The organism is Paenibacillus sp. YIM B09110 (assembly GCF_037167145.1).
Taxonomy (GTDB): domain Bacteria; phylum Bacillota; class Bacilli; order Paenibacillales; family Paenibacillaceae; genus Pristimantibacillus.
Genome location: NZ_JBANSP010000008.1, coordinates 221681 through 238488, shown reverse-complemented (window position 1 = coordinate 238488; position 16808 = coordinate 221681). Strand labels below are relative to the sequence as shown.

Sequence of the window (16808 nt, the reverse complement as noted above, 5' to 3'; positions counted from 1 at the left end):
TGGATGAGATTTTTTAAAGTTAGGCGTCAAATTGCTCTTATATTGAGCTTCTTGCTTGTATTCGGCAATGCGCTCCTGTATGTGCCTGCAATGAACAAGGCCAATGCGGCGGTTGTTGATCCCGATACAATGGAGCAATTTCAAGTTCTTGATGCGCCGGAAGAAGTCCCTAGTCAAGTCGTTGGTTTGCCGGGCGGCAAGACAGGGGTTGCTTATTATGTAGGAGACGCTTCCACGAGGCAAGATTATTATCGAGTCGTGGATGCAGAAGGTCAGGAAGTTTTTGATTTGAACATAACTGATATGTTGCCTGCAGACAGAAAAATTAGTGACACGAATCTATTAGCATTATCAAACGGTAATTCGGTTTTTACTTGGGATGGCATTGCAACGGGCTGCGGAGAACACTTCCAGTTTGTTATTATTGACTCTACCGGCGACGTCGTGAAAGAGCCAACCAATATCACTGAGGATCCTGATGCTTCCTATAACTGCACTACGACTGTGACGGAACTTACTAACGGAAACATCCTATTCACCTGGCAACATGAGTCGGATGATTATATGCTCCGTATTTTCACCTCTGATGGACAAGCGGTGACAAACGCTGTTTCAATCGATAAAACAGGTTCGAGACAAGATGTAGTCGGATACTCTGGATCTTTCTTCCATGGTGTAGCAGCGAACGGTAACGGCACGTTCATGATTACATATTATACGAATAGTAGCGAGTACTATTATGGCGTCATCTACAATGACGACGGCACGCAAAAAACAGTGAACGGATTCAATCACTTTAAAATCAGTGATAGTAAGAGAAATATGGGCATTTCGTTTTCTACAGTAGCGGCGTTAAAAAATAATAACTATGTCGTTCTATCCGAAACTGAGGATGGTGTTCATCTCAAAATATTCAATGACCAAGGAGCAGCGATTGGCAGCGAGTTGACGAGCGGAACTTCACTGAATACACCTCCAAATGTAGGAATTCACGGTTTGCTGTCCCTCAAAGAAGGCGGCTTTATTATCGCGGATGTTCCTGAAGTGGCAGCAGCTGGGAATAAAATTATTAAAGTGAAAGAGTTCGGGAATAATGGGGTTCAGGTTGCCGATTGGACATCTATAGATAATGTAAGCATGGAAGATTCCTATTGGATGTATGCGATAGATACGATAATGTTCAAAGGGTTCGAATCGGGTTTTGGCTTTTTGAATGACGTTACGGGAATGTTGACGCTGCACGGAATGCCGGAATCCAAGCCTGTATCGAACGCAGATACGTATACGACGTCCGAAGATACGGCGCTTACGGTATCCGCGCCTGGGGTGCTGAGCAACGATACGGATCCCGAAGGCGATCCGTTGACAGCGGTGCTGGCATCGAACACGTCTCACGGCACATTGGCGTTTAACACGAACGGCTCGTTCACGTATACACCGGAAGCTAACTATAGCGGTACCGACAGCTTTTCGTACCGGGCAAGCGATGGCAACGGCACATCCGACATCGCTGCTATAGTAAGCCTAATCGTAACGGCTGTGAATGATGCGCCGACAATCGGCACGAACGCCGGTCTAACGGTGGCCGAGGGTGGAACGGCCTTAATTGGCAATGAGCGACTGGAAGCGTTGGACGTGGATACAGCGGGGGGAAGTCTAACGTATACGCTCAAAACGGCGCCGTCTAACGGCGTGCTGAGGAAAAACGGGACCCCGCTTGCGGTGAACGGCATTTTCACTCAGGCGGACATTAACAGCGGTCTAATCAGTTATATGCATAGCGGCAGCGAAACGACGAGCGACGGCTTTACGGTCGATGTAAGCGACGGGCAATATGGGGTTACCAACATTGCATTCGCGATTACGATTACGGCGGTGAACGATGCGCCGATAGCGGTAGCAGATGCCCATACGCTCAACGAGGATCAAACGTTGACGGTGACAACAGCAAACAGCATTCTCCTTAACGATACGGATAATGAAGGAAATACGTTGACAGCCGTGCTGGTAAGCGGTGTATCACATGGCTCGCTGACACTTAATGCGGATGGTACGTTCACCTATACGGCGGTAGCGAATTACGTTGGAAGCGACAGCTTTACGTACATGGCTAATGACGGTACATCCAATTCCAACGTGGCAACGGTAACGTTGACAGTGTCGGCTGTGAACGATGCGCCGGCAATCGGAACGAACGCCGGTCTAACGGTAGCGGAGAATGGGACAGGCGTGATTGGTACGATGCAGTTGGAAGCGCTCGACGTTGATACAGCGGCGGCGAATCTAACGTATACGCTCAAAGCGGCGCCGTCTAACGGCGTACTGAGGAAGAACGGTATCGAGCTTGCGGTCAGCGGTACCTTCACTCAAGTGGACATTAACAGCGGTCTGATCGATTATGTGCATGACGGCAGCGAAACGACGAGCGACGGTTTTACGGTTGATGTAAGCGATGGACAGTATGGGGTTACCAACATTGCATTCGCGATTACGGTTACGGCAGTGAATGACGCGCCAGTAGCAGTGTCAGATGTCTATTCGCTTAATGAGGATCAGCCGTTAACTGTGACAGCGGCCAATAGCGTTCTTGCCAACGATTTGGATATTGATGGAGATTCATTGACGGCGGTACTGGTAAGCGACGTAACACATGGCACGCTGACATTTAATCAGGATGGGTCGTTTACGTATACGCCGGCTGCCAACTACGCAGGAGGCGACAGCTTTACGTACAGGGCTAGTGACGCTACAACAAATTCTAATGCGGTAACGGTATCGTTGACAGTGGCGGCCGTGAACGATGCGCCAACTATCGGCACGAATGCCGGTCTAACGGTAGAGGAGAGCGGAACAGTCGTAATTAATCCGGCGCAGTTAGAAGCGCTGGACGTTGATACAGCAGCGGCGAATCTAACGTATAGGCTGAGTGCGGCGCCGACTAATGGCGTTCTAAGGAAGAACGGTATCGCGCTTGCCTTGAACGGTACGTTCACCCAGGAGGATATGAATAGCGGTCTTATCAATTATGTGCATGACGGCAGCGAGACAACGAGCGACAGCGTTACGGTTGGATTAAGTGACGGCGAGTACATGGTGAACGGCATTGTCATTGCGATTGTCGTAACACCGGTTAACGACGCTCCGGTTGCGCAGAACAAAGCTTTTACGACGAAAAACAATAAACAGCTTACGATTGCTGCCGACAAAGGACTGCTCGTCGCGGCTACGGACGGCGAGCATTCAACGCTAACCGCTAGTAAAATAAGCGATCCTGCGAACGGAACAGTAACGGTGAATGCCGACGGATCGTTCAGGTATACGCCAGTCAAAGGGTATGTCGGAATCGACAGCTTTACTTATGTGTTAAATGATGGCGAGCTGAACTCTGATCCGGCAATAGTTACAATCACGGTCAAGAGAGAGACGCCGCCGCAACAACCGAAGAAAGAATGGATCAACATAAACGACGGCACGAAGACACCGCTGGACGATCCCTCGTTGATCGAGGTGACAATCGAACGCGAGACTGACGCGGACGGTGTCGTAAGAGATCAGGTTAATTTGAAGGAAGAAGAAGCCAAACAAGCCGTTACCAAAGGCGGCAAAAAAGTTATCCTCTATATTCCGGATCCGGAGGATAAAGTGAGCGAAACGAAGGTGAATATTGCGAAGAAAGTGCATCGCATAATAGCCGATGGCGGAGCGGAGCTCCAAATTTGGACGGAAAACGTTCGCCTGCACTTATCCGCGTTAACCATGCAGATGTTCGAGGGCGATATGTACTTCCACTTCGTTCCCGTGAAGGACGAGGCCGCGCGTGAAGCTGCCGAGCGGAATGTAAAGCAAAATAGCCTAATTCGAACCGCGTCGATGGGCAAGGACGTCCGAATCATCGGAAGGCCGATGGAGATTGATACGAATCTGGAGAACCGTCCCGTTATGCTCGTCCTTCCTCTTCGTGAAGGTGTTCCTGCAGATGCAGCCGAGCGCGAGCGATTCTTGGACAGTCTTGTCATCTTCATTGAACATGATGACGGTACGAAGGAATTGATACAAGGAAACATAGTAGAATACGATGATAATGGAACGATTGGAATCGCCTTTGCCATTGATCGATTCAGCACGTTCACGCTCGTGTCCATGGAAGGATGGAGCGCGTACTTGGCGGACCAAGAAGGCAAGACGTACCATGAGGCATACATGAAGGGCTATGGGGATGGAACGTTCAGGCCGAATGGAGATGTTACGCGTGCGGAAGTAGCAGCGCTGCTGTACAGGCTGATGAAGCTAGACTCTGGAGCGGGATCGGCTAACGTCTTTACGGATGTGCCAGCCACGCACTGGGCAGTGAAAGAGATTAATGCGGTAGCGGCAGCTGGCATTATGACCGGATACGAAGGCGGCACGTTCCATCCGGGCAGCGTTATGACGCGGGCGGAGATGGCTGCCGTCCTAGCGAAGTGGAAGCAGCTTGAGCTTGTCGAAGCGGGCGAGGGCGAGGCGAGCCTTACGGATATTAAAGGCCATTGGGCGCAAGCCTATATCGAGGCCGTTCAAGAAGAAGGCTGGATGAACGGTTATCCGGGCGGCGTCTTCAAGCCGAATAATGAGTTGACGAGAGCAGAAGCAACGGCCATTATGAATCGTGTAACTGGCAGAGGGCCTTTGGAAGGAATAGACCAATCGCCGTGGAAGGATGTCTCGTCCTCCCATTGGGCTTACGGACATATTTTGGAAGCAAGCGTTGATCATATGTTCGTCGTAACGAACGAGGGTGAAGTGTTCCGCAAAGTTGGTTTGGAGTTATAAGAGGGAAGTAAGTTAACAACAGTGAATAACGTTCACCTGTACATTTGGTATGGGTGGGCGTTTTTTTATTCATACCTTACCTGCGACGAATAGACCATTTCCCAATTGGAAAAAATACCTTGACACTGAATTCAAATATGTCATAATGATAATATCAAATCGAAATTATCGAATTCAATATCATTTGAAGCAGGTGAGTCCAATGTCCGAGCAAATTGAGAACGAATCAAACTATTCATCGAACCATTACCGTACGCCAGACGGCGCGCCTGCGGATATTGTAATATTCACCATTACATCGACCGAAAGAAATATTGGTAAGAAGACGCTGCCGCTTAGAGAACTGCAAGTGCTGTTGATTGAGAGGAAGCGCTGGCCGTTCGAAGGCCAGTGGGCTCTCCCGGGCGGGTTCGCCAAGGAGACGGAGACGATCGAGGCGTGCGCGGAGCGCGAGCTTGCGGAGGAAACGGGCGTATCGGGGCTTCATATCGAATATTTCAATGTATACAGCAAGCCGGGACGCGATCCCAGAGGCTGGATTATCTCGCACGCCTTCTTCGCGCTCGTCCATGAATCGCTGCTTGAAGAGCGCCGCGCAGCGGACGATGCCTCGGATGTCAGGCTGTTCACGGTGGAGGAGGCGCTAGCGATGGATCTGGCATTCGATCATAACGAAGTGCTTAGAGACGCGCTTGACCGAATCCGTCACAGCATGCTGACAACGACGATTGCGAAGCAATTTTTGCCGGAAGAGTTCACGATCAGCGAGTTGTACCAAGTGATTCAGACGGTCGTGCCGGAGTTCGAAGAGCAAAATTTTATCCGCAAAATAACGTCGACGCAGAGCCGCAAAGGGCTCATAGAAGAAGCGAGAGATCATGCGGGGCAGCAGAAGATGTCCAATCGCTACTCTCAGCGTTCAGCACAGCTTTACCGATTTACCGATTATGTGCCTCAGTTGTCTATTTACAGCTAGGCATTCTTTTTTAAAGGTTCATATTGTCGTTTTGAAACTATTAGAACAGGGACGGTGTTGTAGATGAAAGCATTGATCGTTATCGATTACACGATTGATTTTGTCGTAGGGAAGCTGCCTTGCGGCGAGCCGGGTATCGCGATTGAGGGGCGAATTGCAGAGCTGACGAAGCAATTTGCGGAGCAAGGGGAATACGTCGTTATGGCCGTTGATCTTCATGAGGAGAATGACAGCTGCCATCCCGAGCACAAGCTGTTTCCTCCTCATAATATTCGCGATACGGAAGGACGCCGTCTATACGGCAAGCTAGATGAAGTGTATGAACATCATAAAGCTAACATCTATTGGATGGACAAAACGCGGTACAGCGCTTTTGCCGGGACTGATCTGGAGCTTAAGCTGCGGGAGAGAGGCATTACGGAGCTGCATTTGGTTGGGGTCTGCACCGACATTTGCGTCCTGCATACCGCTGTCGACGCCTATAACAAAGGTTTCGAGATTTACGTCCATGAGGATGCGATGGCCAGCTTTAATGAAGCAGGACATGAGTGGGCGCTGGGGCATTTCCGCCATACACTTGGCGCTGCAGTAGAGAAAAAAGGAGAGTGAGCCAATATGAACGGACCTAACTTAACGCTTCATACCGATAAATATCAGATTAATATGATGTATGCGCACTGGCTGCACGGAACGGCGGATGAGAAGGCGGTTTTCGAGGCTTACTTCCGGAAGCTGCCCTTTGGCAACGGCTATGCGGTATTCGCCGGACTAGAGCGGATTGTCCGCTATATCGAGGATCTGCGCTTCGGCGACGAAGAAATCGATTATTTGCGCACGCAAGAGGAGAACTATCAGGAGGCGTTTCTGGAAGAACTGCGGAGCTTCCGGTTCACGGGCAATCTATACGCCGTCCCCGAAGGGACTGTTGTATTCGCAGGGGTGCCGCTCCTATGCGTAGAGGCGCGGATGTTCGAAGCACAGCTGATCGAGACGGCGATGCTGAATTTCTTAAACTATCAGACGCTTATTGCGACGAAAGCTGCGCGCGTGAAGCAAGCTGCTCAGGATGACGTGCTGCTGGAGTTCGGTACGCGCAGAGCGCAGGAAGCGGACGCAGCCGTATGGGGAGCGAGGGCGGCGTACATTGGAGGGTTCCATGCGACGTCGAATATGCGTGCGGGCATGATGTTCGGCATTCCGGCCAAAGGGACGCATGCCCATGCATGGGTGCAGGGCCATGATACGGAAGAGGAGGCGTTCCGTAAATATGCGGAGGCGCTGCCGGATCAAGTGACGCTGCTCGTCGACACATACAATACGCTCACAAGCGGCGTTCCGAACGCGATCAAAGTGGCGAAGCTTCTTGAGAGTCAGGGCAAGCGGATGCAGGCGATCCGATTGGACAGCGGAGATCTCGCTTACTTGTCGCAGACAGCCCGCAAGATGCTTGATGAGGCAGATCTTCCTTACGTGAAGATTGTCGCGTCGAACGATCTGGATGAAAATATTATTTTCAACCTGAAGGCGCAAGGCGCGCGGATCGACACTTGGGGTGTAGGCACGAAGCTTATCACGGCAGCCGATCAGCCGGCGCTCGGCGGCGTCTATAAGCTGGTCGCCAGGGAGAAAGACGGCGAATATGTTCCCGTTATCAAAATATCGGGCAACCCCGAGAAAGTAACGAATCCCGGTTACAAGGAAGTATATCGCATTGTGAACACCCGCACGGGTAAGGCGGAAGCGGACTACGTCACGCTTAAGGGAGAGAAGGCGGCGGCAGACGGCAAGCGGATCAAGTTGTTCGATCCGGTGCATCCGTACATTCACAAATATGTCGATGAGTATGAGGCGATCTCGTTGTTGAAGACGATATTTGCGGCAGGCGAGCTCGTATATGAGCTTCCGAAGCTTAATCATATACAGGAATATCATGCGGAGCAGCTTACGCTGTTCTGGCCGCAATATTTGCGCAAGCTTAATCCTGAAGCTTATCGAATCAGCTTAAGCGAGGCGGCCTACAAGCTGAAGATGGATTTGATCGAGCAGCATCACGGATAACGGACAACGGATAAGCATTGTGCAGCTAAGGAAACGGGGGAGAGGAAGATGAATAAGACGTGGACGATGGTCGCTGCGCTAATCATTATGCTTGGAATCGCTTATTTCACATCGACTACCACGCTTGAAGTTGTGGCGACGACAACAGGGCTGCTCAGCGTCTGGTTAACGGCTAGAGAGAAGATTTGGGCATGGCCAATCGGTCTAGTGAACGTCGCTTGCTTCTTCTATATGTTCTATGAAGTGAAGCTGTACGCGGATATGGCGCTGCAGGTGTTCTTCTTCATTTTAAGCATCTATGGCTGGGTCATTTGGCTGACGAAACGGAACGGTGCGAAGGTAAGGCCGACAAGGCGAATTACGCCGCGGCTGGCGGGGATCTTGTTAGTCGCGCTGTTCGCGGGAACAGGGATATGGGGGTATGCGCTCTCGACGTACACGGACGCATCGATTCCATATCCAGACGCCTTCATCGCGATGTTAAGTTTAATTGCCCAAATGCTGCTATCGTACAAAATATTGGAGAACTGGTACTGTTGGATCGTCGTTGACGTGCTGTCGGTAGGCATGTATTTGTATAAAGACTTGAATATGCTCGCCTTCCTATACGCGATCTTCTTATGCATCGCTATATCGGGACTTATCACTTGGAAAAAACAGCAGGGGGTGGCGACATGGGAGAACGAGAGCGCCGCATTGGATTGACGCTTGGCAAGTATGCGCCGTTTCACAAGGGCCATCAATATGTTGTTGAAACGGCGTTGCGCGAGATGGATGAAGTGATCGTCATCATCTACGACTGCCCGGAGACGATCGATATTTCGCTGCCGGTGCGGGCGGGATGGATCAGGACGTTATACCCGGCTGTTCGCGTGATCGAGGCGCGGGGCGGACCGAATGAAGTGGGCTACACGCCGGAAATCAAAGCGATGCACGAGCAATATGTGTTAGGGCTGCTGGAGGATCAGCGGATTACCCACTTCTACTCGAGCGAGCCGTATGGCGAGCATATGAGCGAGGCGTTGCAGGCGGCGGATCGGCGGGTTGATATGGGGCGGACGTCTTACGCGGTATCGGGCACGGCCGTACGTGAAGCGCCTTACGAGCAGCGAGCCTTCCTTGATCCGATCGTATACCGCGATATGATTAAGAAAATCGTATTGCTCGGCGCTCCGTCGACGGGGAAGACGACGCTAGCCAAGGTGCTGGCAGAGCGATACGCAACCGTATGGATGCCCGAATACGGGCGGGAATATTGGGAACAGCATCAGATGGATCGACGCTTAACGAAGGAACAGCTCGTCGAGATTGCCGAGGGGCATAGAGAGCACGAAGAAATACTGTTCAACGAAGCACGGCGTTACGCCTTCGTAGACACGAATGCAATCACGACGTACATGTTCAGCCTCTATTATCATGGCGAAGCGCATCCAAGGTTGGCCGAGTTAGCCCAGTTGGCCGTTACCCGATATGATCTCGTGTTTGTGTGCGACACGGATATCCCGTACGACGATACGTGGGATCGCTCGGGAGATGTGCAACGGATGGAATTTCATGCTGCGATAAGAGCGGATTTGGAGCAGCGCGATATCCCTTATACGCTGCTCCATGGAACGGTAGAGCAGCGTGTGCGGCAGGTGAAGGCTGTCTTATATACGGAATGACAGCCATCAATCACCTTTAGGAAGTATGCAAATAACAGGCTAATTGCAGCCGAAGCAGATGCTCCTGATCCTCGAAGGAAACGTTCAAGATATCCTCGATCTTCTTAATCCGTTGGTACAGCGTATTGATATGGATATGCAGCCGTTCCGCCGCCTGACCGGCCGAACGGTTGCTGGCCATATAAGCGATCAATGTCTCCTCTAGCCGGTTCGATTCTCCCTTATGCGAGCGGAGAGGCTCGAATATCTCCATCGTAAACCGTTCTACTTCCTCGTTGGAGTGATGAATGAATAAGCGGTTGATCCCGATATCGCTATAATGCAAGTAACCGGAGCGTCCCCGAGATTCCATATAATTCATCGCTTTATCGGCTTCGTTATAGCTTTTGGCCACGCCTGTTAGTCCTTCATGGCTAGCGCCGGAGCTGATCCGCAGCTTTGCCCCGCCGTTTCTTTCCCATTCCTGAACAAAAACATGAAGCGTATCCGCCGTGATAAGGGAGCTTCCGCCGGCTTTCTGTGAGCTTAGCAGCACGGTAACTTTGTTGCGAGAGCCGAAGACGATCGGCGCAGCGGCGCCAAGCCTGCGCTTGATGGCCGCGACGAGCCGGTGGACTTGAACGTTCACGGTCTGCATATCCGATAGAATGATTTCGAATAAGGCGACCTGCAGCCTGGCGGAATCGCCGATGCCGAGAGCCGCTCCTTTGCGTCGCAGCGTTCCCGAATCTTTTTGCAGCAGCAGCTCGTTGAATTCATCATTCGTTTTTTTGTAATAAAATTCGGATAATGACTGCTTGCGCACGAGCTCAAGCGCCAAAATCGAACTCCCCTGCTCCATGATGAGCTGATTCAACGGGGTAAGCTCTTGCAGCAGCTCAATCGCAATAAATCCAAGACAGGCGTTAGCCGCATAAATAGGATGAATATAGAGTAGCGCATTGCTTCCGGCTGCCGCATGGATAGGATGGACAATCGGCTGCTTGCTTCCCGAAGCCAGCCTCTCGAGCTCGTCCATGGAGAAACGGGAATCGAGGTTCTTGCGTATCGGGTAGCGGGTATCATCCAGCATATCGAAAAATAGGAGCGGCAGGGAGCTCATGCGTCCCAATTCGCGTACGATCGTTTCCGCGCCTTTGTTTTGGAGCGACAGCTGCATAAGCGTCCGATGGATTTCGTCCCGTTTCATCAGGAGTCTGTTTTGTTTACTTAAGCCGTCGTATAAACGGGCGTTAGTAAGCGCGATTGTCACTTGATCGGAGAAGCTCTGGAGCAGTCCCATGTCTTCTTCTGTTAGAAGGGGCTCGGCTCCATTTTGATAAACGATGAGTACGCATTCCCTTTTGCCCTCGACTTTGATCGGCACGCTGACTATCGACTTAAGCTCGGTAAATTGATTGGAGTGCATCAAATGCTCCATGTTGTCCGCGGACATCGTCATGGAGTCTTTAATAATGTCGTCCATATTTCGGTAAAGACGGGGAATTCCATCCTCGTAAGTCATGCCTATGATGCCTTCTCCGCACTTCATCCTCATATGTCGCACGCTTTCGTTGAACTGCCCGGCGAAGGCTCTCGCAGTGAGCACATCGAGCTCGTCATCGAACATCCAAAGCACACCCATGTCCGCAACGGGGATGACGGCCAGCGCATTGCTTAGTATTTGCGTAAGCAGCTCCTCAAGCTCAAGTACCGACGTCATCTGGCGGATGCTTTCCATCATTTTGTTCAAAATATGGTTTTGCCGGTCAAGCTGCCGCTCCGCATAATACGGGTATAGGCAGCGGGATAGCATGAAACATTCTTGCTCGGTCCATGCTATAGATTGGAAACAACGGACAACGATTTTGCAGTTGTGTTGGAAGGTAAACCAAACGTCGCTGCCGCTCCCGTTTGTTACGATAATGGCAGGCTGCTGAATAAGTGAAGGGGCTTCGGTTGGCGGCAGCAAAGGCTCATCGCCTTTGCTCTCAACGAACCGGAAAGGTTCACCTTTTACGCTTAACCAAATCTGATAGTTGCCCTTGTAGTCTATATATGTCATATAATCTAACATAAATTTTTCGGTCAAACTTTGTAACCCCTTTCTTTTTGAATGTCGATGTACATATATCTATATGTTTAATATAAATTATAGACCTTTATACATTGAAGGAGTAGTGCTATTTTAGGTATCTTTAATTCATGAAAGAATTCATCACATATAGACAGGTGAGAGGATGAGGCAGATGACAACGGGTACGACGGGCAAAACGAAATATGTCATATTGATTCTGTTATTCGCAGGCTGGCTGCTCGGTAATATTGATCGGTTCGTCATGAACTACGCGGTGCTCGATATCGTGAAGGACTTGGGCTTGAATCCGTCCCAGCAAGGGATGTTGCTCAGCAGTTTTTTCCTCGGCTATGCGATTATGCAAATGCCGGGCGGGGCGCTCGCCGATAAGTTCGGTTTTCGCAAAGTCATCTTGTTCTCTATTATTATTTGGTCCATCTTCACGGGCATGACTGGTCTCGCTTGGTCGCTCGCGTCGATGGTCGTCATTCGCTTCCTGTTCGGCATCGCCGAGGGCGGCTATTTTCCTTCCGGATCGAAGGCGATTGCCGCGACGTTCCCGCTGAACGAGCGCAGTCGCGCGATGTCGCTTATGTTGTCCTCTGCCACGATTGCCGGTATTTTCACGCCGATTCTTACGACGCAGGCGATGGGCACGATTGGCTGGCGTTCTTTGTTCTATATTATTGGAGGTGCCGGTCTTATTGTGGGTTTCTTATTTTATTTTTTCCTGAAGGAGCCAGCCAAAGCTTCGCCTGAAGAAGGGATGATCTCAGCTCGGCCCAAAGCGGCTAAAGCACCGCTTAAAGAGGTGCTAAAAACGCCGATGATTTGGAATTTGTTCATTGCCTACTTTAGCATTTACGCCATTAACTGGGGGCTTAGCGCTTGGATGCCGACCTATATGATGGAAGCGCGCGGACTTGACTTGAAGGCTATCGGCTTGTTATCGGCAATCCCGGCTTTCGTTGGCATTTTCGGCATGATATTCAGCGGCTATGTGCTTGATCGCCTGACGAAAGGAGCGGATAAAATAGTAGCTGCGCTATTAAGTATTGGTACGGGCATTCTCCTTTATTTGATGGCCAATGCGGCAACAACGACGTTGTTCATTGCGTATCAGAGCGTCGTTACGATATTTGCATCGTTTATCATTACGCTTATTGCCTCTCAATCACTCAAAACAATGCCTGCTTCAATCGTAGGATCGGCGAATGGCTTCATTAATACCGGAGCGCAGTTGGCGGGCTTCCTTACGCCGATGCTGATCGGATTTATGGTACAAGCTTTTGGGGGTTCTTATACGGCGGCATTCACGATGCTGATCGGCTTCGCGGTCTTGTGCGCCATTGCGTTAATTACAGCACGGGGCCGGAAGGAAGAGTCTCCCGATACAGCGCCTTCGCTCATTCAATCTTAAATTCATATATAAGAGGTGGATACAATGGAATTGACGAAACAAATCTCCGAGCTTATCGATAGCAAAAAGGACTTATTTATCCGCGTTAGCGATCAAATATGGGATAATCCCGAAACGAGCTTCCAAGAGACGCGGTCGTCGCAGATCGTGTGCGAGGCGCTGGAGGAAGAAGGATTCAAGGTACAGAAGGGCGTTGGCGGGTTGGATACGGGATTCGTCGCCGACTATGGATCAGGCAAGCCCGTTATCGCGATATTGGGAGAGTTCGATGCACTGGCGAATTTGAGTCAGAGAGCCGGTTCGGCGTCGTACGAGCCGCTCGTTCCCGGAGGCAACGGTCACGGCTGCGGACATAATCTGTTAGGAGCGGGTTCGCTTGCGGCAGCCGTCGCTGTTAAGGACTATATTAAGCTTCATGGCTTGACCGGAACCGTACGTTATTACGGTTGTCCTGCGGAGGAGACGGGCTCGGGCAAAGCGTTTATGGCGAAGGCCGGATTATTCGCCGATGTGGATAGCGCCTTTTGCTGGCATCCGGCATCTTCGAACGGGGTTATGCATATGTCGTCTCTCGCTAACGTACATGTTTATTTTCGTTTCAAAGGGCGGAGCGCTCATGCCGGAGCAACGCCGCATTTGGGCCGAAGCGCGCTGGACGCGGTAGAGCTGATGAATGTCGGCGTCAACTATTTACGCGAGCATATGATCGATCAAGCCCGTATTCATTATGCGATAACGAACAGCGGGGGCCATTCGCCGAACGTCGTGCAGGCGGAGGCAGAGGTCGTTTATTTAATCCGCGCTCCGAAGTCCGAACAGGTAAGCGAGCTCTTCGAGCGCGTGAAAAATATAGCGAAGGGCGCGGCCTTGATGACGGAAACGAGCACGGAATTCATCGTGGAAGGAGCGACATCGAATTTAATACCTAACGTGACGCTGGAGAAAGCGATGCATGGTCATTTGTCTGCGCTAGGCGTTCCCGTTTATACAGAGGAAGAAGAAAGCTTCGCTAAAGCGATTTACGCTTCGATTCCGCAAGAGGATATCAGTTTTGCCGCCAAGCAGGTTGGCAAATCGGCAGCGGCTTATTTGTCCGAGCATCCTTTATCCGCGACGATAATGCCTTACGCGGAGCATATGGTCGTAATGCCGGCATCGACGGATGTTGCCGACGTAAGCTGGAATGTACCGACGGCCCAGTGCGTTACGGCAACTTGGACGTACGGCACTCCGATCCATGCTTGGCAAACCGTGGCGCAGGGCAAAACTTCCTATGCGCACAAAGGGATGCTGCTCGCCGGCAAGACAATGGCGAGCACGGCGGTCGAAGCGCTTCTTCGTCCGGAGCTGATTACCGAGGCGAAGAAGGAGCTTGCGGCGCGACTCGACGGGGAGTCTTATGTAAGTCCGATACCTGCCGGCGTTGAGCCGCCTAAAGCCTATGCGGTTTAAAGACGTGTTCTCCATTATCGGTCCGGCGATGGTAGGTCCTTCAAGCTCGCATACGGCAGGCGCCGCTCGGATCGGCCGTTCGGCAAGGCAGTTGCTCGGAGAGCAGCCTGCCGAAGCGGAGGTTACGTTCTACGGCTCCTTCGCGGCTACTTATGCGGGACATGGGACAGATTGCGCCATCGTTGGCGGAATTCTAGACTACGCGACGGACGATCCGCGAATTCCGGACGCCATTGATTTGGCTGCAGAGGCTGGCGTGATTGTTCGGTTTGCGGAAGGGAAGGGGCTCTATCCCCATCCCAATACGGCAAGGATTAAGCTGCGTTCGGAAGCGGGCCGATCATTAGATATGGTCGGCACTTCCATCGGCGGAGGCAACATCGAGATCGTTGAAATTAACGGCTTCCATGTGAAAATGACGGGAATCTATCCGACGCTCGTCATCTTTCATTCCGATTGGCCCGGCGTGATTGCCGACATTACGCAGGCGTTGAAGCAGCAGCATTCCAATATTGGCTATATGTCGGTGGATCGCAAAAGCCGCAGCGGCGATGCGTTGACCGTATTGGAGCTCGATACGCCGATTACGACGACGATCATACGACAACTAGAGCAATGCGAAGCTGTGCATACCATTCACATTATCGACTTGAACGGTTGATTGAGGGAAGCGAGGGTCGCATAGCAGCAGAGAGGAGAGACGCGAATGAGATTTGCCCATTTGAATGAACTGGCTTTGCTTTGCGCGCAGGAGGACGTATCCATTGGAGAACTGATGCTGGCGGAGCAGGCCAAGGAATCGGGTCGAACTCCCGAAGCAGAGTTCGCTACGATGTTGGAGTATTATTCCGTCATGAAGGATGCTGTGCATCGGGGGCTGACGCAGAATACGACTTCCCGCAGCGGGTTGACCGGACTCGACGCACAGCGCGTTGCCGCTTACAACGAGCAGGCGGTGCCAAGCCTTGGAATAGCGGGGGACGCGATGGCTTATGCGCTTGCCGTCTCCGAGGTGAACGCTTCAATGGGCCGGATCATTGCGACGCCGACGGCTGGTTCTTGCGGTATTATTCCGGGCGTATTCGTAAGCTGTCAGGAACGATTCGGATGGACGGACGAGAAAATGACATACGGCTTGTTTGCTGCGGGAGCGATCGGTTACGTCATCGCGAACAATTCCTTCGTATCCGGAGCCGAGGGAGGCTGCCAGGCCGAGGTAGGCTCCGCGATAGGCATGGCTGCGGGCGCACTTGCAGAGCTCCGAGGGGGAAATGCCGCCCAGGCCGTCCATGCAGTCGGACTTGCGCTCAAAAACTCGTTAGGCCTTATTTGCGATCCGGTCGGCGGCCTCGTAGAGATTCCATGTATTGTACGCAATGGCTTCGGCGCAGTTACGGCGCTGGCTGCGGCCGATATGGCGCTGGCGGGCGTTCGCAGCGTCATTCCTTCCGACGAGGTGATCCAGGTTATGCTGGAAGTCGGATCATCCATGCCGGAGAAGCATCGTGAGACGGCGGGCGGCGGGCTAGCGCAAACACCGACAGGCAAAGATATTATGCATCGTTTGGGAAGAACCCGTAAGAAAGCGGAAAACACTTAACGGTATCATCATTGGAAGTACAGACCTCTCCTCAGCAAGCTATATTGGCTGAACAAGAGGTCTTTTTTTATTTCGCCTAATGAATATCGAATTCGGCTTCGTTTTCTTGCTGTGATATAGTATAGACATGAAAGCCAACAACTCGCTAAGGAGAATGGTTATGTCTGAAGCATTGGGAACGAAGGAACAGCCTTGGAAGCTGCAAACGCCGCCTCGCTCGTCTGATTATGAGATGTATAAGGATGAGAAGGACGGCAAGGCGATTCTCGTATGTACGGTTGGCAAGACTGTCTTGCATTATGACTATCGATGTATTGAAGACCTGCACGCGATGCTGAAACAGCATGGCGATTGGATAGAGCTGGGCAGCGCAGACGAACAGAAGCCGGCGAAGGAAGGAACTGTTGAAGCTTGGGCAAGGTCAATCGACAATCCGATAGGCGGATGGTATGGGATCAAAAAAGGCTTTCGCGGCCGGTTCGGCATGTACGTCCCGCCGTTAATGGAGCAGTTAGGACTTGCGGAAGTCGAGCATAATCCTAGAAACAATCGAATGCGAGCGATATAGGGTGTAAGAAGAGAGGAAAGCCTGGACGGTGTGCGCCGTGCGGGCTTTCCTCTCTTTTTTTAGTAAAGATTATTTTACCTTGGCCGTTGTTTGCGTAATTTTTCACGAAATTCGCCCTGCACTTCACGATTTTCGTCTTCTGCCTCGCTTGAAGAAAATGGTGAAGTCGCAAGCTCTTCTTTATTCCCTCTGGAAGCCCTCTTGA

12 protein-coding genes are annotated in these 16808 nt (G+C 51.4%); 11 read left to right on the top strand and 1 reads right to left on the bottom strand.

Going from position 1 to position 16808, the window contains the following annotated elements:
* The first annotated feature begins 3 nt into the window (after positions 1 to 3).
* From V8F51_RS14840 to V8F51_RS14815, 6 genes are all read left to right on the top strand, one after another.
* Positions 4 to 4809: a tandem-95 repeat protein gene (locus V8F51_RS14840; RefSeq protein WP_337101055.1), complete on the top strand. Its 4806-nt coding sequence runs from the start codon at positions 4 to 6 to the stop codon at positions 4807 to 4809.
* A gap of 202 nt (positions 4810 to 5011) precedes the next feature.
* Positions 5012 to 5785 (top strand): NUDIX domain-containing protein, encoded by a 774-nt coding sequence (locus tag V8F51_RS14835; RefSeq protein WP_337101054.1) that lies wholly within the window; start codon positions 5012 to 5014, stop codon positions 5783 to 5785.
* Positions 5786 to 5848: 63 nt separating this feature from the next.
* Entirely contained in the window at positions 5849 to 6394 is a 546-nt protein-coding gene (locus tag V8F51_RS14830; RefSeq protein WP_337101053.1) for a cysteine hydrolase family protein, read from the top strand.
* A 6-nt stretch (positions 6395 to 6400) separates the two neighbouring features.
* The gene (locus V8F51_RS14825; RefSeq protein ID WP_337101052.1) at positions 6401 to 7843 is read left to right on the top strand and encodes a nicotinate phosphoribosyltransferase; all 1443 of its coding nucleotides are present in this window, start codon (positions 6401 to 6403) and stop codon (positions 7841 to 7843) included.
* 48 nt (positions 7844 to 7891) lie between these two features.
* A complete protein-coding gene (gene pnuC, locus V8F51_RS14820) occupies positions 7892 to 8548 on the top strand; it encodes a nicotinamide riboside transporter PnuC (protein ID WP_337101051.1) in 657 nt (218 codons plus the stop codon).
* On the top strand, positions 8518 to 9507 hold the full coding sequence (locus tag V8F51_RS14815; protein ID WP_337101050.1) for an AAA family ATPase: 990 nt from the start codon (positions 8518 to 8520) through the stop codon (positions 9505 to 9507). The genes pnuC and V8F51_RS14815 overlap by 31 nt, the downstream gene beginning before the upstream one ends.
* A gap of 16 nt (positions 9508 to 9523) precedes the next feature.
* Here the strand turns inward: V8F51_RS14815 and V8F51_RS14810 are convergent, their stop codons facing one another.
* Entirely contained in the window at positions 9524 to 11551 is a 2028-nt protein-coding gene (locus V8F51_RS14810; protein ID WP_337101049.1) for a helix-turn-helix domain-containing protein, read from the bottom strand.
* Positions 11552 to 11735: 184 nt separating this feature from the next.
* On the opposite strand from V8F51_RS14810, the gene V8F51_RS14805 reads away from it, so the two are divergent.
* The 5 genes from V8F51_RS14805 to V8F51_RS14785 all read left to right on the top strand — a co-directional run bounded on the left by V8F51_RS14805 (position 11736) and on the right by V8F51_RS14785 (position 16603).
* On the top strand, positions 11736 to 12983 hold the full coding sequence (locus V8F51_RS14805; RefSeq protein ID WP_337101081.1) for an MFS transporter: 1248 nt from the start codon (positions 11736 to 11738) through the stop codon (positions 12981 to 12983).
* Positions 12984 to 13007: 24 nt separating this feature from the next.
* Positions 13008 to 14435: a M20 family metallopeptidase gene (locus V8F51_RS14800; protein ID WP_337101048.1), complete on the top strand. Its 1428-nt coding sequence runs from the start codon at positions 13008 to 13010 to the stop codon at positions 14433 to 14435.
* Positions 14425 to 15096: an L-serine ammonia-lyase, iron-sulfur-dependent subunit beta gene (gene sdaAB / locus V8F51_RS14795; protein WP_337101047.1), complete on the top strand. Its 672-nt coding sequence runs from the start codon at positions 14425 to 14427 to the stop codon at positions 15094 to 15096. Before V8F51_RS14800 ends, sdaAB begins: the two co-directional genes overlap by 11 nt.
* 45 nt (positions 15097 to 15141) lie before the next feature.
* A complete protein-coding gene (gene sdaAA / locus V8F51_RS14790; RefSeq protein ID WP_337101046.1) occupies positions 15142 to 16035 on the top strand; it encodes an L-serine ammonia-lyase, iron-sulfur-dependent, subunit alpha in 894 nt (297 codons plus the stop codon).
* A 160-nt stretch (positions 16036 to 16195) separates the two neighbouring features.
* A complete protein-coding gene (locus V8F51_RS14785) occupies positions 16196 to 16603 on the top strand; it encodes a DUF6855 family protein (RefSeq protein WP_337101045.1) in 408 nt (135 codons plus the stop codon).
* The last annotated feature ends 205 nt before the right edge of the window (positions 16604 to 16808 follow it).

What these genes read in the sequence shown, in the direction of transcription:
- V8F51_RS14800 (WP_337101048.1), top strand. Translation starts at nt 13,008, where the DNA reads ATGGAATTGACGAAACAAATCTCCGAGCTTATCGATAGCAAAAAGGAC.
- V8F51_RS14810 (WP_337101049.1), bottom strand. Translation starts at nt 11,551, where the DNA reads ATGACATATATAGACTACAAGGGCAACTATCAGATTTGGTTAAGCGTA.
- V8F51_RS14840 (WP_337101055.1), top strand. Translation starts at nt 4, where the DNA reads ATGAGATTTTTTAAAGTTAGGCGTCAAATTGCTCTTATATTGAGCTTC.
- sdaAB (WP_337101047.1), top strand. Translation starts at nt 14,425, where the DNA reads ATGCGGTTTAAAGACGTGTTCTCCATTATCGGTCCGGCGATGGTAGGT.
- V8F51_RS14805 (WP_337101081.1), top strand. Translation starts at nt 11,736, where the DNA reads ATGACAACGGGTACGACGGGCAAAACGAAATATGTCATATTGATTCTG.
- V8F51_RS14825 (WP_337101052.1), top strand. Translation starts at nt 6,401, where the DNA reads ATGAACGGACCTAACTTAACGCTTCATACCGATAAATATCAGATTAAT.
- V8F51_RS14830 (WP_337101053.1), top strand. Translation starts at nt 5,849, where the DNA reads ATGAAAGCATTGATCGTTATCGATTACACGATTGATTTTGTCGTAGGG.
- pnuC (WP_337101051.1), top strand. Translation starts at nt 7,892, where the DNA reads ATGAATAAGACGTGGACGATGGTCGCTGCGCTAATCATTATGCTTGGA.
- sdaAA (WP_337101046.1), top strand. Translation starts at nt 15,142, where the DNA reads ATGAGATTTGCCCATTTGAATGAACTGGCTTTGCTTTGCGCGCAGGAG.
- V8F51_RS14835 (WP_337101054.1), top strand. Translation starts at nt 5,012, where the DNA reads ATGTCCGAGCAAATTGAGAACGAATCAAACTATTCATCGAACCATTAC.
- V8F51_RS14815 (WP_337101050.1), top strand. Translation starts at nt 8,518, where the DNA reads ATGGGAGAACGAGAGCGCCGCATTGGATTGACGCTTGGCAAGTATGCG.
- V8F51_RS14785 (WP_337101045.1), top strand. Translation starts at nt 16,196, where the DNA reads ATGTCTGAAGCATTGGGAACGAAGGAACAGCCTTGGAAGCTGCAAACG.